The organism is Alcanivorax sp. 1008 (assembly GCF_020667895.1).
In the GTDB taxonomy this organism is placed as follows: domain Bacteria; phylum Pseudomonadota; class Gammaproteobacteria; order Pseudomonadales; family Alcanivoracaceae; genus PGZG01.
Genome location: NZ_JAFMPS010000007.1, coordinates 141,965 through 164,131 on the forward strand (window position 1 = coordinate 141,965; position 22,167 = coordinate 164,131).

The window sequence follows — 22,167 nt, forward strand, 5'->3', positions numbered from 1 at the left end:
TACCTTGCTGGCTAAACATTGACGCGAGAATGACGCGCACTTTTGTTACAGTGCGCGTTTTTTATGGGGTTATAAATGTCTTTCAGAGTCGCTATTTCCTTTTTTCTTTTGCTTTGCTACTCCTCCGCTCAGGCTATTTCCAATATTGAAAGTCAGCGTCCAGGTCCACCTCCGGAGGGCTGGAGCGGCAATGTTGAATTTTCTGCCAGCGGTAAATCCGGTGATGTGGAAGAGGATCGTTATGCTGTTGGAGGAAGACTCGCCTATCGCGCCGACAAAAATACTATGTTCGGGGTGCTGCAGGCTGCAGAAACTCGCTCTCAGGGGGTGAAAACTGCGGATGAGTCTTTTGCTCACTTTCGTGGCATTCACCAGTACAGCGATCGTTTGGCAGGTGAGGGCTTTATTCAGTTTCAGTCGAATGAGTTTGCCAGCCTGCTATCCCGCTACCTTGCAGGTGCTGGCGGCCGTTTTGAGCTTCTTTCCAGGAAGGATAGCTATAGCGTTTATGTGGGGCTTGGTGCATTTCATGAATGGGAGCGCACCGACCTTGGCACCTTTACGGAGCGTCAGGAAACTTGGCGATTGAATAACTATTGGTCCTATCAGCATCGACTTAATGAGCAAGTAAACTGGTATGGCACTTTATACTATCAGCCTGATGTTGATGACTTTCAGGACTATAGGACACTGGTAGATACCGGGTTTCTGGTGCGGCTGACCGGGTCGCTGAGAATGAAGGTGAGCTACAACCTGCGACATGACAGTGAGCCACCGCGGAATCTGCTGGCCATCCCTGCCATCGACCGGGAGAAGACTAACAGTCAATACGTGACGACTTTTATGTACGAGTTCTGACGGGTAAGGCCGCATTGCGGTCAGGTTTTCTGGTGATCGATCTTTCGCGCATAAAAAAGGCCCGCATTTTGTGGGCCTTTTTTATGCGCGGTTTATATGTGTTTTTCTAACCCTCAATCATACGCTCTAGGTAATTGGTGTTACTTTTTTCTTCTTTTTTTTGCACGTTGAGAATTAGGTGCATGCCAGCGTATAACAGCATCGGTTGTCGTTTCTGCTGGCTGGTTCGCAAAAATCGTGTTTCTGCAGCAAAAATTGCACTGTCACGTTTAGAAATGGAGTTTTCTCATGTCAATCGAGCCCGCTCGCCGTGCTTTTTTTCCGAAGTTTTCAATTATTTTTTCAGTATTTTTGTCTTCCCTGTGTCTTCAGGCCATGGCTAATGAGTCTTCCTCTGATGACATTCCAGTGCCGCAGTTTATTAACATCATGCCGGTATATGTGGATGCCGATAATGATCGTGGTGCGGATGAAGGTGGCGGTTTCCGGATCGGCTATGGTCGTTCGCTGGATTCGAAGTGGTATTGGGAGAGCGACTTGTTTGGCGGAGTTTTAGAGACAGGGAACTCAAATATCACTGATCTCTACCAGCTTGGTGCCAGCACCGGGCTGTCCTGGTCTCTGTATGACCGCGACCCTTCTCATTGGACGCCTTACCTGATTGGCATGGTGGGTGCCGTGTATAACGATGGCCAGCCGGACTCCCGTGATGGTATGGACCTGACTCTTGGTGCGGGCGTGGGTGCGGTTAGCAAGAGCCTGTTTGATAACGGCATTCGTCTGCGCGCTGAAGCACGCTATCTGTATGACACCTATGCCAATGATCAGACTGATTTGCATGTCTCTGTTGGTATCGAGATTCCGCTGCGTGGTGCGAGGGTGGTCGAGAACGTGGTGTACATCGATCGCTTCCATGAGTTCGAGCGAGAAGTGCCAGTCATGGTGACGGTCTATGACCCGGACAGCGATGGTGATGGCGTGGTTGATAGCCGTGACAAATGCCCGGATACCCTGGATGGCGCTCGGGTAGACGCTACCGGCTGCATTATCGAGTCGCAGACCATTGCGCTAAGCAATGTTGCTTTCGAGCTTGGCTCAGACCGCCTTACCCCATCATCCCGTGAAGCGCTGGACGATATCGCTGCATCGCTGCGTAGTCAGAGTGATATGGCTATTGAGATCGCCGGGCATACGGACTCTCAGGGAAGCGATGCCCTGAATATGGATCTGTCGCAACGCCGAGCAAACTCGGTGCGCAGCTACTTGGTCGAGCAAGGGGTTGCCGAAGAACAGCTGACCTCCAAAGGGTACGGCCCCCATCAACCGGTTGCGGATAACGCCACCGTCTCTGGCCGAGCGATGAATCGTCGGGTCGAATTCCGTATTAGCAAGTGACAGGGAGATATGTCATGCACAATGATCTGATGTCTTTATCCTCCGGCATTATCAGCCAGCGTCGAGTGCTGCTGGTCCTGATCCTGCTTGGTTTGTTTATGGTCGGTTGCCGCGCAGACATGAACGATGCGACGCCTGTGCCGCCGGCGGTACCCTTTGTTGATGCTGATAAAGACGGCGTTGGCGATGACGTGGACAACTGTCCTGCGCGGGCCAACGCCGAGCAGGGTGATCAGGACGCTGACGGTATCGGTGATGTCTGTGACGACGATATTGATGGTGATGGCGTAGATAACGACACAGACAACTGCGTGCGTGTCGTCAATCCCGATCAGGCAGATACGGATGCTGATGGTATTGGCGACGCCTGCTTCGCTGGCACCGATAATGACGCAGATGGCATCGATGACGGCATCGACAACTGTCCTCTTCTGTTTAACCCAGACCAGTCGGATGCCGACAATGATGGGGTTGGTGATGCCTGCGATCCGGATAGCGATGGCGATGGCATCGACAATGGCACCGACAACTGCATCAGCGTGGCCAACTTTAACCAGCAGGATAGCGATAATGATGGCATTGGTGACGCCTGCGATAGTGATCTGGACGGTGATGGCATCGGTAATGAAGCGGATAACTGTCCTGCGGTTTCAAATCCCCTGCAGCAGGATGTGGATGGAGATGGCATTGGCGATGCCTGCGACCCGGATCTGGATGGCGACAGCATTGCCAATGACGTCGACAACTGCCCCATGAGCGGCAATATCGATCAGCAGGATAGTGATATTGATGGTATTGGTGATGCCTGTGATAGCGACATCGATGGCGATGGTGTCGATAATGATTCTGACAACTGTCCATTGGTGGTTAATTCGGATCAGGCTGCTACCAATGGTTCAGGAGTTGGGGATGCATGTTTTATCGGTGTTGATACAGACCTGGACGGTATTGATGACGGCGCGGATAACTGCCCGTTGATTAGTAACGCTGACCAGCAGGATGTGGATGGCGATAGTATTGGCGACGCCTGCGATAGTGATCGTGACGGTGATGGGGTTGATGATAGTGGTGATAACTGCCCCAACGTCAGCAATGAAGCGCAGACTGACACCGATGCCGACAGCGTAGGCGATGCTTGTGATGTGGATAGTGACGGTGATGGTATTAGCGATGCGGTAGATAACTGCCCACTGGTAGCCAATGCTGATCAGGCGGACGTGGACGGTGATGGTGTCGGTGATGTTTGTGATACCGCTTTTAGCTGCACTGCTAGCAGCTCTTATCCACCGCTATTGGCCATTAATGGCGCACAGGTTAGCAGTGGCACCAGCGGTCTGCTGTGTCTGCTTTGCAGTGGCAGTAATTCGCAGCGAGTTATTGATGACGATGGCGCCAACGCCGCGGACCTGACCACCGCAGCAACCCTGGCCACACCAGTGGCCTTACTCGGTGGCAGTGTCTATTTCGATGTTACTAGTCCGCTTCCGTTCAGTGGCGACAACCGAGTCGGCTTTGTACTCAGCGAGCCCGGTTCCTTGCTGTCGCTAGGGTTGCTCGAGGGCACCACCATTAGCCTGTTTCTTGGGGCTACAGAAGTGGAGAAGTTTGAGGGTAGCAACTTGCTTGATCTGGACCTGCTTGGATTGATGGCGGATCCGTCACCGGCATTTGTAAGCGCCGACACCAGCGCCACCTTTGACCGGGTGCGCATCGAGTTTTCTTCTCTGGTGGGAGCGTTGTCGACGCTGAATGTGCACGCCAGTTGTGTCGGGCCCACTCCTTGAAGGAATCAATCAATAGTGCTGGCGTAGCCAGGCGTTGATCTCTTCGGTGACGTCATCACGGCATAGGTCATTAAGGATTTCATGCCGTGCTCCGACAAACTGTCCGAAGGTCAGGTCGGCAAGGCCAGCCTTGTGCAATGCTTTGTACAGTGCTGGCATGCCCTTGCCATTACCGCTCATGGGATCGCTGTCACCACCGATCAGCAGCGCCGGTAGCGAGCGCGGCAGTTTCTTCATACTGGCACGGGCATCAATGGTTGCCATGGCACCGATCAGGTCATGCCACAGCTGAGTGGTGCAGTCATGACCACACCAGGGATCGGCCATATATTTGTCTACTTCTGTCGGGTCCCGGCTAAGCCAGTCAAAGGCGGTCCGGCGGTGCGCTATTTTTTTCGCGAAGCTATCAAAGGTCAGGGCGCTGATCAGGGCACTGGTGCCTTGCACACCGCGTCGCAGGCGCGCCATTTTTACTGGCAGCAGGGCGAGCTTCCATAGCCACGGCGCCTTGTAGTCGCTACCACACAGAATCAGACCGTCGAGGGAGCTGCCGTACTGTTGTGCATAGGCCAGCGCAATAAAGCTGCCCATACTGTGTCCGGCAAGCACCAGCGGTAATTTTTCATGACGCTCGGCAACCGTGTGTTGAAGCTGGGCCACGTCAGTCAGTACCCGCGTCCAGCCTTCCTTATCGGCAAAGTGGCCACGCAACTCGCCATTGGCAACGCTGGCGCCATGGCCGCGATGATCAGGACAATACAGGTGCCAGCCGGCTGTATTCAGCACTTCGGCTAGCGGAGCGTAGCGGCCACCATGCTCTGCCATACCGTGTAACCAGATCAGCGCACCCCTTGCTTCACCCTGTGCTGGCCACATATTTACGGCAATTCGATGGCCGTCTTCGGTATTCAGATATTCAAGTGGCATAACCGCGCTCCGTATTGATGGCGCATTGTAGCAGGGCGGCAGATGGGGTAACCCGGCAAAAGCAGCCATATCCGGCTACTGCTTGACCGATCCAGCCCATGTTGTTGGTGCTACCTTGCTGGCGTAATAGCGCTGCAAGGCAGAATAAATAGGCCGGAAAAAATGTAACTTGTTGATATATATGTTCATTCATGTGGTGAATGACGGGTATATCAAATATCAATTTCGATTATGAAAATCCCCGGCCTAAAATGCGCGCCTCTCTGCTGCCGAGCGGTTTTCAGCACGGCCAGATGAGTAACGCCCTCAACCAAAGGATCAGACCATGTCATATAGCAAAGACGTAGAGTCGCTCGCCAAGGTCGTCAAGGCCAACAAAACCTGGCAGGCGATCAACCCTGAGTCCGCCGTACGTATGCGCCTCCAGAATCGTTTTAACACCCATCTGGACATCGCCAAGTACAACGCAAACATCATGCGTGCAGACATGGCTGCCTACGACAAGGATTCTTCCCAGTACACCCAGTCGCTGGGTTGCTGGCACGGCTTTATCGGTCAGCAGAAGCTGATTTCGATCAAGAAGCACTTCGGTTCCACCAAGCGTCGCTACCTGTACCTGTCCGGTTGGATGGTAGCTGCGCTGCGCAGCGAGTTCGGCCCGCTGCCGGATCAGTCCATGCACGAGAAGACCACCGTTGCTGACCTGATTCGCGAGCTGTACACCTTCCTCAAGCAGGCTGATGCGTGGGAACTGAACCACCTGTTCCGTGACCTGGATGCTGCACGCGCCAAGGGCGACGCCAAGGCTGAAGCTGAGATCATCAACAAGATCGACAACTTCGAAACTCACGTTGTACCGATCATTGCCGACATCGATGCTGGTTTCGGTAACGCTGAAGCCACCTACCTGATGGCCAAGCAGATGATTGAAGCCGGTGCCTGCTGTATCCAGATCGAAAACCAGGTATCTGATGAGAAGCAGTGTGGTCACCAGGACGGTAAAGTTACCGTTCCGCACGCTGACTTCCTTGCCAAGATCAACGCTGTTCGCTACGCGTTCCTTGAGCTGGGTGTGGACAACGGTGTCATCGTTGCCCGTACTGACTCTCTGGGCGCTGGTCTGACCAAGCAGATCGCAGTAACCAATGAGCCGGGCGACCTGGGCGACCAGTACAACAGCTTCCTCGACGGCGACTACATCAGCAGCGCTGACGACATTCAGAACGGCGACGTAGTCATCAAGGCCAACGGCAAGCTGCTCAAGCCGAAGCGTCTGGCCTCTGGCCTGTTCTGCTTCAAAGAAGGCAGCGGCATCGACCGTGTTGTTCTCGACTGTATCACCAGCCTGCAAAACGGTGCAGATCTGCTGTGGATCGAAACCGAGAAGCCGCACGTTGGCCAGATCGCAGAGATGGTTAACCGCATCCGCGAAGTGGTGCCGGACGCCAAGCTGGTTTACAACAACAGCCCGTCCTTCAACTGGACCCTGAACTTCCGTCAGCAGGTATTTGATGCCATGCAGAAAGAAGGCAAGGACGTGTCTGCGTACGATCGCGCCAAGCTGATGAGCGCTGATTACGACAACACCGAGCTGGGCATTGAAGCTGATAAGCGCACCGCATCGTTCCAGCGCGACGCATCCCGTGAAGCAGGTATTTTCCACCACCTGATCACTCTGCCGACCTACCACACTGCCGCTCTGTCCACTGACAACCTTGCCAAGGGTTACTTCGGTGAAGAAGGCATGCTGGCTTACGTTGCAGGCGTTCAGCGCAAGGAAATCCGTCAGGGCATCGCTACTGTGAAGCACCAGGACATGGCCGGTTCCAACATCGGTGATGACCACAAAGAGTACTTCGCTGGTGAAGCAGCTCTGAAAGCTGGCGGTAAAGACAACACCATGGGCCAGTTCGAGAACGTTTAATCTCTCGATAAGGTTTAACGGTGTGAGGAAAAGGCGGGGCGCAAGCCCCGCCTTTTTTGTTGTTGTTCGGTTTTGGTTTCAGGCGCGTGCCAGATACTTGATAGCCACTGCTGCCGCTGAGGTCCGGTTTTCTACATTCAGTTTGCGGAAGACTTGCTCCAGATGCTTATTCACTGTGCGCGGGCTTACGTCCAATATCTGGCCTATTTCACGGTTGGTCTTGCCTTTAGCGATCCACAGCAACACGTCAGACTCCCGGCCCGTGAGTTTGAAACGCTCTTTCAGGACTCCCGTGGCGACGCTGGTTTGCTGGACCTCGTGCAAACGAAGCAGGTACTCCCGGCCGTCCACGATGGTCAAAAACTCCACGGTATGAGGCTGCGGCAGAAAGTCCAGAGTCAGGCTATGGCCGCTCTCCGGATTATGACCAAGCCACTCGGCAAGTAGCTTGCGGAGCTGATCTGGCTTGCTGTCATAGCCAGCGATCAGGCGTTGATGCACTTGCGGGGTAGCCCACGAAATTTCGCCATCACGATTGACTGCAAACAGGTTTTGACCGGCAGTATCCAGAGCAGCTCGGGCGCTACGCGCCAAACGGGCATTAGCCAGGTGTACCTGCATGCGGGCCAGCAGTTCCGTCGGGTTGATGGGCTTTGTGACGTAATCGACGCCACCGGAGTTTAGGCCCATGACCACGTGCTCAGTGTCGCTCAGACCAGTCATGAATATGATCGGCGTATCAATGAATTGGGGGTTTTCCTTCAAGCGCCGGCAGGTCTCGAAGCCATCCATGTTGGGCATGATGGCGTCCATTAGCACGATATCCGGGGTAATGTTCTGGCTGATGGTCAGGGCCTGACTGCCCTCCAGCGCCACCAAAACCGTCATGCCAGCTTCCTCCAGACCGTCGCTGATCATGCGTATTGAGTCGATGGCGTCGTCGACGACCATCACCACTGTCTTGTGCAGCTCAGGAGTGTTCATGGTCGGTTACCTTGATTAGATCGATGATTTTTTCGAATTGAAAGTCGCTTGCCAGCCTAACCATCTCTGCAACAAACACGGGGGAGGCATCGCCGTTGTGGGCCAATGCATGCAGGGCCTCCAGAAGCCCTTTACGGTGGCCAATGGTGGCCAGTGCTACCAGTGCTACTCGATGTCGGGTAGCTGGTAGTTCCAATCCTTCTGAAGTCGTCGCGGGAGAGAGAGCGAGCGGCTCCGGGGTCTTTTCAAAGCGCCACTTCAGAGCCACCAAACGGGCTATATGGTCGAGAAGCAGGTTCAGCCGCACAGGTTTGATTACATAGCCATTATGCAGGACTGGCGATTCCTCCCGGTTGCGACCCTCGCTGGCATCTGCAGAGACCATCACCACCGGCAGTAGTGGATGACTGGATCGGATCTGGGAAAGGACTTCCCAGCCGTTGTAACCGGGCATGGAAATATCGAGCAACAGCAGGTCTGGTAGTTCGGCTTCTACGATGTCCAGAACTGCCAGTGAATTGCCGGTATCGATTATCTCAAAGCCGAGAGGCGACAACATGGCACGAATAAGCTGGCGGTGCGAAGTCTCGTCGTCCACCACCATTATTTTGCGGCGTGGGCCTTCATAGCCATAGATACGTTGCGCCGGCGAGGTCATGGATTCTGGTCTTGGTGTATGCAGGCTGGACAGCATCAGGCTGACGCGGAACGTGCTGCCCTTATCGGGGACGCTCTCTACCGACAGGTCGCCGCCCATTATCTCTGTTAGCAAGCGAGTAATGGTTAGCCCCAGTCCGGTACCCGCCTGACGTGGTCTGCCGATGCCTGCCGTGACGCGTTCAAAGGGTCGGAAAACACGCTCGATGTTTTCTTGCGCAATACCTTCTCCTGTGTCTTCGACGATAAACTCTGCCACCTGACTGCGATACTTCAGGGTGAGAGATACGCGACCTCGCTCTGTGTACTTGATTGCGTTGGAAAGCAGGTTAATGAGAATCTGGCGCAGCCTTTTTTCATCTGTGTTAACCAGCTCCGGCAAATTACCAATGCAGTGATATTCAAACGACAGACCTTTCTCTTCAGCCTGTAGCCGAAACATATGAACCAGTTGTTCCATGAGTAGGCCGATTCGTACCGTATCCCGGTGTAGGTCAAGTCTTCCGGCCTCGATCTTTGAGATATCCAGCAGGCCTTCAATCAGATCAGCCAAGTATTCTCCACTACGCCGGATGACTCCCAGGGCCTCCTTGCGATTACTTGGAACTGAAGCGTCGTTCTCCATTAACTGGGCATAGCCCAGAATAGCGTTAAGTGGTGAGCGAAGCTCATGGCTGATACCGGTCAGATAGCGGCTTTTAGCGCCGTTGGCGGCTTCGGCCCGTTCCTTGGCTTGCTGCAGTGCTTGATCGGTGCGGTCATGGGCGACTATCTCTTCTGTTAGCAGCCGGGTTTGTCGTCGGGATTCCTCCTCCGCTACCACGCGGCTTTCATGCGCAAGAACGAATAGCCAGCATACGACGCCTGTGATGATGATCAGAACAAAAAACACTTTCCACAGGGTGGCTGACAGGAGCGCAGCCTCAGCAGCCGAAGCGACTGGTGTCTTGCCGTAAATCAGGGCAAGCAGCAGACCGGACAGGCCGTTAATCAGGACCAGCAGAGTAAGAAAGTGGCCGATACGTGAGTTGAGACGAGCAAATGCAGATGCAGGAATAACCAGCCCGAAGAATTTTCGCAGCTGTTCTCTGTAGCCGGCTCCAGGCTTGCAGAAATCACCGCAACGGGCATCCAGAGAGCAGCACAGCGAACAGATATTACCGGCATAGGCTGGGCAACCGGTGACATCCTCAGGTTCAAACTTGTGTTCACAAATACAGCAAGCGACCAGCTGATTGTCGGTGGCGATGGGCACGAATGGACGTGCAGTGTAAAAGCGGCCCTTGGTTCGCCAGGCGATTAGTGGAGCAATCACCAAAGCTGCACCCAGAGTAATGAAGTGAGACAGCGCACCGGGTACAGGACCGAGTACGCCACCATGGCTGGTCATGCCGATGACGGATGCGAGAATCATCGCGCCGACACCCACCGGATTAATGTCGTAGAGGTGTGCACGCTTAAATTCAATATGCTTGGGGCTCAGTCCCAGCGGCTTGTTGATAACCAGATCTGCTACCAGAGCACCGACCCAGGCCACGGCAACAATGCCGTAGTATCCAAGCGTTTCCTCAAGCGCCCGGTAGACTCCCAGCTCCATCACCAGCAGCGCAATGGCAACATTGAAGACCAGCCAGACGACTCGGCCGGGGTGGCTATGGGTCAGGCGTGAAAAGAAGTTTGACCACGCGATCGAGCCGGCGTAGGCATTGGTTACGTTGATTTTTAGCTGGCAAATAATGACAAAAATACCAGCAACGGCCATTGCTACTTCAGGTCTGGAGGTAATGTAGCCGAAGGCCACCATATACATTCTTGTGGGATCAGAGGCGTCTGCAGCAGATACACCATGTTTCAGCGCCAGTACGGCAAGGAACGAACCAGCCAGTATTTTTAACGCACCAATAACGATCCAGCCTGGCCCGCCGGCCATCACCGCAGCCCACCAGTACAGCTTCTTCCCGGGCTTCGGCTCGGGAATAAAGCGAAGGAAATCAACCTGCTCGCCGATCTGCGCCATCAGTGAAAAGACCACTGCTGCGGCTGCTCCAAAAAGAAGCAGGTCAAAGCTGCCGCCTTGACCAGACTCAATGCCATCGAACTGTGTCCAGTCGGAAATCGACCCTGCATCCAGATAGATGATGGCGATAAAGGGAATTAGCTGAAGAATGACCCAGACGGGCTGAGTCCAAAGTTGAAACTTGCTGATAGCCGTTATGCCGTGCGTCACCAGCGGAATGATGACTACAGAGCAGATCAGATAGCCAATTACCAAAGGAATATCGAAAAGCAGCTCCAGTGCCATGGCCATAATGGCCGCTTCTATGGCGAAAAAGATAAACGTGAAGGAAGCATAGATCAGCGAGGTGATGGTTGAGCCGATGTAGCCGAAGCCCGCTCCACGGGTTAACAAGTCGATATCTACACCATAGCGAGCGGCGTAATAGCTGATGGGAATGGCCGTCAGGAAGATGATCAGCGCAACCGCACAAATGGCTGCTACCGCATTATCGAAGCCATAGTGGATGGTGATGGCCCCGCCAATGGCTTCCAGAGCGAGGAAGGAGATCGCCCCAAGCGCAGTGTTGGCGACCCGACTGGCGGACCAGCGACGAGCGCTCTTTGCTGTAAAGCGCAGGGCATAGTCTTCCAGAGTCTGGTTCGCGACCCATTGGTTGTAGTTCCGCCTGACACGGAAAATGCTTTGCCGGGCACTCATGTTGTGACCTTTTGGAGGTTGCCGTTCCCCTATTTCAATCAAATTCCGTGCCACGCACGCTTTTGTAGCCATAAAGGGGTTTATCCCCAACGGTTTATAGTCCGAAAGCCCTTCAGGCCATGCGTTAAATGACGTAAGTCGGTGGAGTGTTTGCCTAATGGGTTAGTCAGTGGCAGCCGGACAGAATTGTTTGCGAGGGCGTACTGCGAAGTGTTGGTGGTGCGTTGAGCAGAAATCTTCTGACTGGGTATGAACACGAGGACTAACCATGAAAATGCATAAGCAATCGAAGAAAGGAGGCGCCAACGGGCGGTGGGGCCTCGGCAAGCTTAAACTGCTGGCAGCTTCAATGGTGCTAGCGGCGACGGCCAATGCGGCAACGCCGCCGACATCGCAAGTCAATACAACTGGCTTGGCTGTCACTGATGACACCGTAACCGTTGGTATTCTCCACTCAATTACCGGCACCATGTCGATTAGTGAGATTGGCTCGGTGCAGGCTGAAAAGCTTGCCATCAAGCAGATCAACGAAGCCGGCGGTGTGCTTGGACGTCAGATTAAATATGTTCAGGAAGATGGCGCCAGTGACTGGCCAACCTTCGCCGAGAAATCGCGCAAGCTGCTGCGTCAGGACAAAGTTGCTGCGGTATTCGGCTGCTGGACTTCCGCCTCGCGTAAAGCGGTATTGCCGGTATTCGAGCAGCTTAATGGCATGCTCTATTACCCGACCTTCTATGAAGGTCTTGAGCAATCACCGAACGTCATCTACACCGGCCAGGAAGCTACCCAACAGATTCTTGCCGCCATCGACTGGGCAGTTAAGGAGAAGGGCGCCAAGTCGTTCTACCTGCTGGGTTCGGATTACATCTGGCCACGCACATCTAACAAGATCGCCCGCAAGCACATTGAGAAGCTGGGCCTGACTGTTTCCGGGGAAGAGTACTACCCGCTGGGCCACACCCAGTTCAACTCGGTGATCAACAAGATCAAGTTGAAGAAGCCTGATGTGATCTTTGCGATCGTCGTCGGTGGCTCCAATGTTGCGTTCTACAAGCAACTTCAAGCTGCGGGCATCGATCCGACCAAAGAAAAGCCGATGGTGTTGACTATCTCCGTGACCGAAGACGAAATCCGTGGCATCGGTGGGGAGAACGTTGAAGGTATCTATGCCTCCATGAAGTACTTCCAAAGTCTGGATAACGAGAACAACAAGGCATTCGTTGCGGCTTTCAAGAAAGAGTATGGCGATGACATGGTAATTGGTGATGTCACCCAGGCTGCCTATCTCGGCCCATGGCTTTGGAAAATGGCCGTCGAAAAAGCCGGTTCTTTCGACATCGACAAGATTCGTGAGGTTTCTCCGGGTATCGAATTTACTGGTGCTCCCGAAGGCTATGTGCGTATCCACGAGAACCATCACCTCTGGTCCAAAGGTCGTATCGGCCTTGCCATGGCTGACGGTCAGTACAAGCTGGTCCACGAAACTGAAGAGCTGATGGAACCAGATCCGTTCCCGGAAGGTTATCAATAAGCAGGAAGTTTCCGCATCGGAGGAGTCCATCTTGGGCTCCTCAGGTGCTGAAGCCTTTTACGGCACTAAGTGAGAGCGTTTTGAAATACGGGAGCAAGGACCATGTTTGACGGCTATACCACCAGTGAATTGATGTCGATATTTGCCATGCAGGGGTTTGCCGGTCTGTCCCTGTTTTCGGTATTCGTACTGATGGCGCTCGGTCTGGCTATCATCTTCGGTCAGATGGGCGTGATCAATATGGCGCATGGGGAGTTTATGATTCTCGGCGCCTATACCACGTACTTGACGTCCGGATTTTTCCAGGCGTACATGCCCAGTCTATTTGGGGGCTACTTCTTCATAGCAATGATTATGGCTTTTCTAATATGCGCCGCATTTGGTGCATTTATTGAATGGGCCATGATCCGACGACTTTATCGAAGGCCACTGGATACGCTGTTGGCGACCTGGGGTCTCAGTCTTATTCTGCAGCAAGCTTATCGATCCATTTTTGGCCCTCGCGAGGTGGGTGTGGAGCTGCCAGAGTGGATGATGGGCGCGATTCAGGTTACTGACATGGTTGAGCTGCCGATTAATGGCTTGTTCGTCATGATTATTGCGCTGCTTATCGCACTTGGACTTTATCTGCTGATGTATCGCTCTGGATGGGGCAAGAAAGTACGGGCAGTAGTACAAAACCGGCCAATGGCAGAAGCCGTTGGTATCAATAGCGGCGCAGTTGATCGTATGACCTTCGCTCTGGGTTGCGGTATCGCCGGAATTGCCGGCAGTGCCTTCACCATGATCGGCTCCACCGGTCCATCTTCTGGCCAAGCCTATATCGTCGACACATTCCTCGTGGTTGTGTTCGGCGGTGCGCAAAGCCTGATCGGCACCATTGTTTCCGCTTTCGCTATTTCCCAGGCTCAGTCCACCATGGAATTCTTCCTGAGTGGGTCCATGGCCAAGGTCCTCACCCTTCTAGTTGTCGTTGGCATCTTGATGCTGCGCCCAGAAGGTCTGATGGCTCTGAAGATTCGCCGCTAGGAGGCCCGTGTCATGACTACACCGTCTGCAATCCAGTGGTTCAAGACCCGCGAGGGAATCTACTACATGTTGTTGGCCTTGTTGTTGGTGGTGATCTTGCCGCTCACGCTCGACCCTTTTCGTCTCAGTATGACGGGAAAGTACTTGACCTATGCCTTTGTCGCTATTGGTTTGGTCATGTGCTGGGGTAAGGCCGGCATTCTGAGTCTTGGTCAGGGGATTTTCTTTGGCCTTGGTGGCTACTGTATGGCCATGTTCCTCAAGCTTGAAGCATCTACGCCAGAGGCCACGGCCATTCAGTCCACTCCGGGCATTCCGGATTTCATGGACTGGAACCAGCTTACCGAACTGCCCTGGTTCTGGCAGCCGTTCCACAGCTTCCCCTTTACGCTGTTGGCTATCATTGGTGTGCCTGTTCTGCTGGCGTTGATCATTGGCTTTACCATGTTCACCCGACGCGTTGGTGGAGTCTATTTCTCCATCATGACTCAGGCCGTAGCTGCCATTCTTACCATTCTGATTATTGGCCAGCAGGGCTATACGGGTGGCGTCAACGGCATCACAGACCTGCGCACGCTGATGGGTTGGGATATCAGGACAGATGAAGCCAAAATGACGCTCTACTTCATTTGTGTGGCGCTGCTTTTTGGCTGCCTTTTTATTGCCAGAATGGTTCAAAACCGAAAACTCGGTCGCATTCTTATGGCAATGAATGCACAGGAGACACGGGTACGCTTTTCCGGCTATGACGTGGCTGCTTTCAAGATCTTCGTATTCTGTCTGGCCGCCGCCTTTGCTGGCATTGGTGGTGCCATGTTTACTCTGATCGTGGGCTTTATGTCGCCATCATTCGTGGGCATTGTCGCCTCTATCGAGATGGTCATTTTCTGTGCTCTGGGCGGACGTTTGTCCATCCTTGGTGCGGTTTATGGAGCATTACTTGTTAATGCTGCCAAAAGTGGTCTTTCCGAGTCATTCCCGGAGCTCTGGCCTTTTGCCATGGGCGCGCTGTTTATTGGCGTTGTAATGGCCTTTCCTAATGGCCTGGCTGGACTTTACCAAAGTTACATTCAGCCGCTGGAAGATCGCTTGTTTAAAGGCAAGCAAGCCGAGATTAGTTCGCAGTCCAGCGCGCCGATTTCCCAGCCCAGCAAGGCCGAAGAATCTGACGGATATGATTCAAGCATGGATAACTACAGCGCGGAGAAATCCTGATGAATGCAGCCAAGAAAAAAGGTGGCGATTTTCTGCTGGCAGTTGAGGGCCTGACCGTATCATTTGATGGCTTCAAGGCGGTAGATAACCTGTCCTTCTATCTCGACCCGAAAGAAATACGCGTGATCATTGGCCCCAATGGTGCGGGCAAAACCACGGTGCTAGATCTTATTTGCGGCAAGACCAAAGCAACCAGCGGCTCCATCAAATTTGCTGGCAAGGAACTGACAAAGTTAAAAGAGCACCAGATCGTTCACTGCGGTGTCGGCCGGAAATTCCAGACGCCATCAGTGTTCGAGGATCTTACCGTATTCGAGAACCTGGAACTGTCTTATCCCAAAGGTCACAGTGTGATGGGGGCGCTGGCCTTCAAACGCGATGCAAAGGTGATTGAAGCAGTGGAGGAGGTGGCAGCAACCATCTTTCTGAGTGATGCCCTGAATGAGCCGGCGGCGTCCCTGAGTCATGGTCAGAAGCAGTGGCTGGAGATCGGAATGCTTCTGATTCAGAAGCCTGACTTGCTCATGCTGGACGAGCCGGTGGCAGGCATGTCGGTTGCAGAGCGTAAGAAAACAGCAGAATTGCTCCGCGTAATCACCAAGAACCACACAGTGTTAGTGGTGGAGCATGATATGCAGTTTGTCGGTGATATCGCCGACCGTGTGACGGTTATGCATCAGGGCAAAATTCTTTCCGAGGGATCCATAGATCACGTGAAGGCAGATCCAAAAGTCATCGAAGTCTATCTGGGGCACTGATTATGCTGAGCGTAATAAATCACTCCGTGGCCTACGGCCAGAGCACCATCATTGATGGTATGAACCTCGATGTTAGTAAGAACGAGATAGTTGCCGTAGTGGGCCGTAATGGCATGGGCAAGACAACGCTGATGAAATCGCTGGTGGGCATGACTCCCACCAAGGGTGGCAAAGTGACTCTGGACGGCACGGATCTTACGTCGCTCAAGAGTTTTCAGCGTGTTCGCGCAGGAATCGGCTTCGTGCCTCAGGGAAGGATGATTTTTCCCACACTGACGGTGCGGGAGAACATTGAGACAGGACTTGCTGCTATTGGGGAAAAGAGTGTTCCTGAAGATCTATATGAGCTGTTTCCCGTTCTAAAAGAAATGCAGAATCGACGCGGTGGCAACCTGTCCGGTGGCCAGCAGCAGCAGTTAGCCATTGCCAGAGCGTTGGCTACACGGCCGAAGGTGTTGCTACTGGATGAGCCCACCGAGGGCATCCAGCCCAACATTATCAAGGAGATTGCCGTCACCTTGAGGCGTATCCGTGATGAGCGTGGCTTGTCGATTGTAGTGTCCGAGCAGGTGCTCAGCTTTGTTATGGATGCCGCCGACCGGATTCTGGTGATCGAAAAGGGGGCCATCGTTCATGAAGAAAACCGGGCGGAAGCCGACCAGGAGAAGATTGCCAGCTTCCTCGCTGTCTGACTCCAGTCCGGCAACTCAGCCCGGCAACCCCGGTCGGGCTTCTCCCTCAGGATGCTAATGACCACGTATTCTGAGGGAGGCACCAACCCTCCCAGCTTCTCCTCTTCTTTTATTACAGCCAAACCATCATCTGCCCCAGGGGCTGCCTGTGCTCAGCGGGCAGGGCGCGCATTGTGCTGTCTACGGGCTTCAATACGTTGAATGACGTATGCCCGGGGGGCATTTCGCCAATACACCGGAACCCCATGATTTCAGATAGTAACGCCATGACTTAACCGTTTATGCGACAAACACCAAGGAGCGACCGTCATGGCTGAAACAATCATCAAGATCGACCTGAGCAAGTCCGCTTATGAGAATGAAAAGATCCATAACCGCTGGCACCCGGACATTCCCATGGTGGCCACGGTCAAGCCTGGTGATGACTTTATCATTGAGTGCTATGACTGGACCGGCGGCCAAATCAAGAACGATGACTGCGCCGACGATGTGCGTGATGTGGATCTCAGCCAGGTACATTTTCTGTCTGGGCCCGTTGGCGTAGAGGGCGCAGAGCCGGGTGATCTTCTGGAAGTCGATATTCTGGATATCGGCACATTCGAAGAGAGCCAGTGGGGCTTTAACGGCTTCTTCTCGAAGAAAAACGGTGGTGGTTTCCTGACTGAACATTTCCCGGAAGCGCAAAAGAGCATCTGGGATTTCAATGGCATGTTCACCAAGTCGCGTCACGTCCCGAATGTGGAGTTCGCCGGCCTGATTCACCCGGGCCTGATTGGTTGCCTGCCTTCCAAGGAATTGCTGGATATCTGGAACAAGCGTGAGGCCGGGCTGGTACAGACTGACCCGAACCGGGTGCCGGAATTGGCCACACTGCCGAACGGCGACACCGCCCATATGGGCAAGATGACCGGCGAAGCGGCAAAAGCAGCAGGCGCAGAAGCCGCGCGCACAGTTCCACCCCGTGAGCATGGCGGTAACTGCGATATCAAAGACCTGTCGCGTGGTTCCAAGGTGTACTTCCCGGTTTATGTGAAGGGTGCCGGTTTGTCTGTAGGTGATCTGCACTTCAGCCAGGGCGATGGCGAAATCACTTTTTGTGGTGCTATCGAAATGGCCGGTTGGATCCACCTGCGGGTTAACCTGATCAAGGGCGGCGTGGAAAAGTACGGAATCAAGAACCCGGTGTTTAAGCCCAGCCCGATCAAGCCGCGTTACGATGACTATGTCATCTTCGAGGGTATTTCAGTTGACGAGCACGGCGGTCAGCACTACCTCGACGTCCATGTGGCCTATCGCCAGGCCTGCCTGAATGCCATCGAATATATGACCAAGTTTGGTTACACCAAGGCACAGGCCTACGCCATTCTGGGTTGTGCGCCGGTGGAGGGTCATATTAGCGGTGTCGTCGATATTCCCAATGCCTGTGCCACCTTGTGGTTGCCCACCGGGATCTTCGACTTTGACATCAATCCATCCGCAGAAGGACCGCAGAAGAAAGTCACTGGTGGTATGGACGTACCGCTGTCGAAGGACAAGGAGTAATTGCCATGCCCGTGTATGACTACAAGTGCAATGAACATGGTTTGTTCAACACATTGGCAACCATCGATGACGCTGATAAGCCGGTGGCTTGCCCCACCTGCGAGGCCCTGTCACCGAGGGTTATTGTGTTGCCAAAAAAAGTAGTAAACATGGACCCGGCAACGAAAGCGGCTCATGAACGGAATGAACGCTCCCGCCATGAGCCGGTATTCTCTACCGCCGATCGCCGCGAGTATGACAAGGAGCATAGCCGCCAGTGCGGTTGTGGCTCGCCGAAACCCGGCAAGTCCATGCTTCTCTATACCGCAGACGGGAAGAAAATGTTCCCTTCCATGCGTCCATGGATGATTAGTCACTAGTCTGGAAATAGCACATTGCTCAGTAATCGCCCCCGGTTTACCGGGGGCTTTTTTACTCCCCAAGAACAATCATGCCGGGGCTGATACAGATATTCGTAGCCAGCATGTTTCTGCTTTTTGCCCACGGCTCCGTTTTCATGTTTTTCTGGTCCTGCTAGCTGTAGTCTTCTCTCCATGCTTTACCAATAACTGAGGGATTGGCTATGGGCCGTGTCGGGATAGCACTACTTGCTCTTTTACTTACCGCCTGCACAGGTGCACCGGAGGGCATCAGCCCGGTGACCGGCTTTGAGCTGCCCCGATATCTGGGCACCTGGCATGAAATCGCTCGACTGGATCACTCGTTTGAGCGGGATATGTCTGAGGTGACGGCCCTCTATGAGCTCAACGAGGATGGTTCGGTAAAAGTCACCAACCGGGGTTATCTGGACACCAGGGAAGAGTGGAAAGAGGCCGTTGGCAAGGCAAAGTTTGTTGGCGCAGAGGATGTGGGGCACCTCAAGGTGTCTTTCTTCGGCCCCTTTTATGGCGGCTATGTGATCTACGAGCTGGACCATGAGGGCTATGAATATGCCTTCGTAACCAGCTACAACCGCAACTATCTGTGGATGCTGGCGCGCAATCCCATGGTGTCCGCTGAGCTCAAGGATCGCTTTGTGCGGCAGGCGAATGAGCTTGGCTTTGATACCGAGGAGCTGATCTGGGTGAAGCAGACCATTCACTAACGGTGTGATTTACTAAGCCAGCCAGCGGGTTTGCTATACTGCGGCTTCGTTTTTACGGAGAAGCCCGTGATTCATTACTGCATCCAGCCGTCCCGCCCGGAAGCTCATCAATTCACCGTTGTTCTGACCATTGAGACGCCTACCCCGGAGGGGCAGGTGCTGCGCATGCCGGCCTGGATACCCGGCAGCTACATGATCCGCGACTTTGCCCGTCATGTGCTGTCTCTGCGTGCCGAGAGTGCTGGTCAGCCGGTGGCGGTGGCCAAGCTCGACAAGGACAGTTGGCAGGTTGCCCCCTGTGACGGCCCGTTGCAGGTGTCCATCGATGTCTATGGCTGGGATCTGTCGGTACGCGGCGCCCATCTGGATACCCGTCATGCCTACTTCAACGGCACCTGCGTATTCCTGCAGCCGATCGGCCATGAAGACCAACCCTGTGAAGTGGACATGCTGCCGCCAGAAGGCACTGCCTACGCCACCTGGCGTGTGGCAACCGGCATGCCGCGGTTGACCGGCGGTGCATGGGATTTCGGACGTTTCCGCGCGGAAAACTATGACGACCTGATCGATTATCCGGTGGAGATGGGGCACTTCGAAGATGCCCGTTTCGAAGCCGGAGGGATTGTCCACAAGGTGGTGATCAGCGGCCACAGTGGCACCGATCTGGATCGACTGGTGCGCGATTTGAAGCCCATCTGTGAGCAGCATATTGCCCTGTTCGGCGAGCAGCCGCCGATGCAGGATTACCTGTTTATGACTCTGGTAACGGCGGATGGATATGGTGGCCTTGAGCACCGGAACTCCACTAGCTTGATGTGCGCCCGCGCCGATCTGCCACGGCGCAGTGATGCGCCGGACAAGCAGCGCGACAGCTATCGCAACTATCTTGGCCTGTGCAGTCATGAGTATTTCCATAGCTGGATGGTCAAGCGCATCAAGCCCGAGGCATTCACCCCATACGACCTCAGTCAGGAAAACTACACCGAACTGTTGTGGGCCTTCGAAGGTATCACCAGCTACTACGATGATTTGGGCATGGTGCGTTGCGGCAAAATCAGCCCAGAAAGTTATCTGGAGTTGCTTGGCACTGCTATTAGCCGGGTAGCCCGTGGTCGCGGCACCCACAAGCAAACCGTTACCGAATCCAGCTTTGATGCCTGGACCCGTTTTTACAAGCAGGATGAAAATGCCAGCAACGCCATCGTCAGCTATTACGCCAAGGGTTCACTGGTGGCGCTGGCGCTGGATTTCACCCTGCGCCGCGTTACCGATGGCGGAAAATCGCTGGATGACTTGATGCGCCTGCTGTGGCAGCGCTACGGCAAGATCGGCGTCGGTGTGCCGGAGCAGGGCATTCAACTGCTGGCCGAAGAGGTGGCTGGTCAATCGTTGCAGGATTTCTTTGATCTGGCGTTGTATAGCACAGAGCCGTTGCCGCTGGCAGAAATGCTGGCAGAGGCCGGTGTCGAACTGCACTGGCGTGCGCCGACCAGCCATGCGGACATGGGCGGCAAGCCGGGTAATGGTGCGTCGCCGGTAAATCTTGGTGTGCGAATTGCTGATGATGTCTTGGGTGCGCGCATTCAGGTGGCGTTTGAGCAGGGTGCGGCCATGGCGGCGGGATTGTCGGCGGGGGATGTCATCATTGCGTTGAACGGTGTGCGGACGGATGCAAGGAAGCTGGATGATCAGTTGCAGCAGTTTTCACCGGGTGATGATGTTGAGATCCATGCGTTTCGGCGTGATGAGTTGATGCGGGTAAAAGTACGACTTGATGTTGGGGAGGCTTCTTTAGCTTACTTGACCGTTGCTGCTGGTGGTTTGACTGAAGTGGGTCGGAGCTGGTTGGGGAAGTGAGTTTGTGGTTCCGCGGGTTGTGGGGTGGTGTTGAAATCGTGCGGCGAGCGGGAGTGCTGGCGTTTCCGGGACACGCACGAGTACATCCATGTAGCTCATCTCAGCCATCCCTGGCTTCGATGGTCCCGGAAACGCCAACACTCCCGCTCGCGGCCAGACATCGCATGTGTATCCGCGAAAATTAATTAAGGCCAGCGGCCTGGCAAGAAGCAGGATGCAAGGTCAGTGTGTCTGTCAGGGGGTGACGGGACTGTGTGAGGCATGGATGCCGAACTCAAGCCCCCACGGATGGGTTTACGGCGTGTCCCGGCACCCCCTGACAGACACACTGACCGACGAAGCCACTGCCGCACCCGCTTACCGTAACCGGACTGAATAAGTTTTGACTGAACACTCGATCACCACACTGAAACAACAACTCAACGACTGCCTGCGCGTCGATCGCTATCGCCTGCGTCGCCGTCTGGAAAAACTGCAACAAAAGCCCAACGACAACGCCCTGGAAAAAATCGCCGCTGATATAGCGCGCTCGAGCACCCGCCGTGCCCGCAAAGCGGCAAGACAGCCAAAACTCAGCTGGCCGAACCTGCCGGTGGTGGAGCAACTCGACACCATCCGTAATGCCATCCGCGATCATCAGGTGGTGGTACTGGCCGGCGAAACCGGCTCAGGCAAAACCACTCAGCTGCCGAAAATCTGCCTTGAACTCGGACGCGGCGTAGAAGGCATGATCGGCCACACCCAGCCGCGCCGACTGGCCGCTCGCGCCGTATCCAGCCGTATTGCCGAAGAAATCGGCTCCTCCGTCGGCGATCTGGTGGGCTATCGGGTGCGTTTTACCGATCACGTCGGCGAAGACTGCATGATCAAGCTGATGACAGACGGCATGTTGTTGTCGGAAATCCAGTCCGATCGCTTTCTGGACCAGTACGACACCCTGATTATCGACGAAGCCCACGAACGCAGTCTGAATATCGACTTCCTGCTTGGTTATATTCGGCAACTGCTACCCAAGCGGCCGGACCTGAAAGTTATCATCACCTCCGCCACCATCGATCACGAACGCTTCGCTCGACACTTTGCCGGTGCCCCGGTGATTGAAGTGTCTGGCCGCACCTATCCGGTGGACGTGCACTATCGTCCGGCGGAAGCCGAACGCGAACTCAGCCGTCAGGTGGAAGATGTGCTGCGCGAGATTGAACAGCTGGAGCGCG

17 protein-coding genes are annotated in these 22,167 nt (G+C 54.3%); 14 read left to right on the forward strand and 3 right to left on the reverse strand.

The features are described 5' to 3' along the window. Positions 1-75: 75 nt before the first annotated feature. The 3 genes from J1C54_RS10230 to J1C54_RS10240 all read left to right on the forward strand — a co-directional run bounded on the left by J1C54_RS10230 (position 76) and on the right by J1C54_RS10240 (position 4,037). Positions 76-858 carry a YdiY family protein gene (locus J1C54_RS10230; protein WP_229147088.1) on the forward strand — a complete coding sequence of 261 codons (783 nt, stop codon included), beginning with the start codon at positions 76-78 and terminating at the stop codon, positions 856-858. Between the two features lie 288 nt (positions 859-1,146). Beyond that, entirely contained in the window at positions 1,147-2,253 is a 1,107-nt protein-coding gene (locus tag J1C54_RS10235) for an OmpA family protein (protein WP_229147089.1), read from the forward strand. A gap of 14 nt (positions 2,254-2,267) precedes the next feature. Continuing rightward, a complete protein-coding gene (locus J1C54_RS10240) occupies positions 2,268-4,037 on the forward strand; it encodes a thrombospondin type 3 repeat-containing protein (RefSeq protein WP_229147091.1) in 1,770 nt (589 codons plus the stop codon). 9 nt (positions 4,038-4,046) lie between these two features. Here J1C54_RS10240 and J1C54_RS10245 read toward each other — a convergent pair whose 3' ends face one another. Then, complete coding sequence (locus tag J1C54_RS10245; RefSeq protein ID WP_229147094.1) at positions 4,047-4,964, reverse strand: alpha/beta hydrolase; 918 nt, start codon at positions 4,962-4,964, stop codon at positions 4,047-4,049. 325 nt (positions 4,965-5,289) lie between these two features. Here J1C54_RS10245 and J1C54_RS10250 point away from each other — a divergent pair, with 325 nt between their 5' ends. Then, positions 5,290-6,888, forward strand: coding sequence for an isocitrate lyase (locus J1C54_RS10250; RefSeq protein WP_229147096.1), 1,599 nt, complete (start codon positions 5,290-5,292; stop codon positions 6,886-6,888). A gap of 78 nt (positions 6,889-6,966) precedes the next feature. Here the strand turns inward: J1C54_RS10250 and J1C54_RS10255 are convergent, their stop codons facing one another. After that, positions 6,967-7,872 carry a DNA-binding response regulator gene (locus tag J1C54_RS10255; protein WP_229147098.1) on the reverse strand — a complete coding sequence of 302 codons (906 nt, stop codon included), beginning with the start codon at positions 7,870-7,872 and terminating at the stop codon, positions 6,967-6,969. After that, positions 7,859-11,245, reverse strand: coding sequence for an ATP-binding protein (locus J1C54_RS10260; protein WP_229147100.1), 3,387 nt, complete (start codon positions 11,243-11,245; stop codon positions 7,859-7,861). The genes J1C54_RS10255 and J1C54_RS10260 overlap by 14 nt, the downstream gene beginning before the upstream one ends. A gap of 274 nt (positions 11,246-11,519) precedes the next feature. On the opposite strand from J1C54_RS10260, the gene urtA reads away from it, so the two are divergent. From urtA to J1C54_RS10310, 10 genes are all read left to right on the forward strand, one after another. Further along, positions 11,520-12,776 carry an urea ABC transporter substrate-binding protein gene (gene urtA / locus J1C54_RS10265; protein WP_370635645.1) on the forward strand — a complete coding sequence of 419 codons (1,257 nt, stop codon included), beginning with the start codon at positions 11,520-11,522 and terminating at the stop codon, positions 12,774-12,776. Positions 12,777-12,878: 102 nt separating this feature from the next. Next, positions 12,879-13,805, forward strand: a complete 927-nt coding sequence (urtB, locus tag J1C54_RS10270) for an urea ABC transporter permease subunit UrtB (protein WP_229147102.1) — start codon at positions 12,879-12,881, stop codon at positions 13,803-13,805. Between the two features lie 12 nt (positions 13,806-13,817). After that, positions 13,818-15,020 carry an urea ABC transporter permease subunit UrtC gene (gene urtC, locus J1C54_RS10275; protein ID WP_229147104.1) on the forward strand — a complete coding sequence of 401 codons (1,203 nt, stop codon included), beginning with the start codon at positions 13,818-13,820 and terminating at the stop codon, positions 15,018-15,020. Then, on the forward strand, positions 15,020-15,778 hold the full coding sequence (urtD, locus tag J1C54_RS10280; RefSeq protein WP_229147105.1) for an urea ABC transporter ATP-binding protein UrtD: 759 nt from the start codon (positions 15,020-15,022) through the stop codon (positions 15,776-15,778). Before urtC ends, urtD begins: the two co-directional genes overlap by 1 nt. Positions 15,779-15,780: 2 nt before the next feature. Next, positions 15,781-16,470 carry an urea ABC transporter ATP-binding subunit UrtE gene (gene urtE / locus J1C54_RS10285; protein WP_229147107.1) on the forward strand — a complete coding sequence of 230 codons (690 nt, stop codon included), beginning with the start codon at positions 15,781-15,783 and terminating at the stop codon, positions 16,468-16,470. Positions 16,471-16,779: 309 nt separating this feature from the next. Continuing rightward, positions 16,780-18,012: a formamidase gene (gene fmdA, locus J1C54_RS10290; RefSeq protein ID WP_229147109.1), complete on the forward strand. Its 1,233-nt coding sequence runs from the start codon at positions 16,780-16,782 to the stop codon at positions 18,010-18,012. A gap of 5 nt (positions 18,013-18,017) precedes the next feature. Further along, positions 18,018-18,371 (forward strand): FmdB family zinc ribbon protein, encoded by a 354-nt coding sequence (locus J1C54_RS10295; RefSeq protein WP_229147112.1) that lies wholly within the window; start codon positions 18,018-18,020, stop codon positions 18,369-18,371. A gap of 203 nt (positions 18,372-18,574) precedes the next feature. Then, a complete protein-coding gene (locus J1C54_RS10300) occupies positions 18,575-19,096 on the forward strand; it encodes a lipocalin family protein (RefSeq protein ID WP_229147114.1) in 522 nt (173 codons plus the stop codon). A gap of 66 nt (positions 19,097-19,162) precedes the next feature. After that, positions 19,163-20,953 carry a PDZ domain-containing protein gene (locus J1C54_RS10305; protein ID WP_229147116.1) on the forward strand — a complete coding sequence of 597 codons (1,791 nt, stop codon included), beginning with the start codon at positions 19,163-19,165 and terminating at the stop codon, positions 20,951-20,953. A gap of 382 nt (positions 20,954-21,335) precedes the next feature. Beyond that, positions 21,336-22,167 (forward strand): DEAD/DEAH box helicase (locus J1C54_RS10310; RefSeq protein WP_229147118.1); only part of this gene is annotated, 832 nt, incomplete at its 3' end.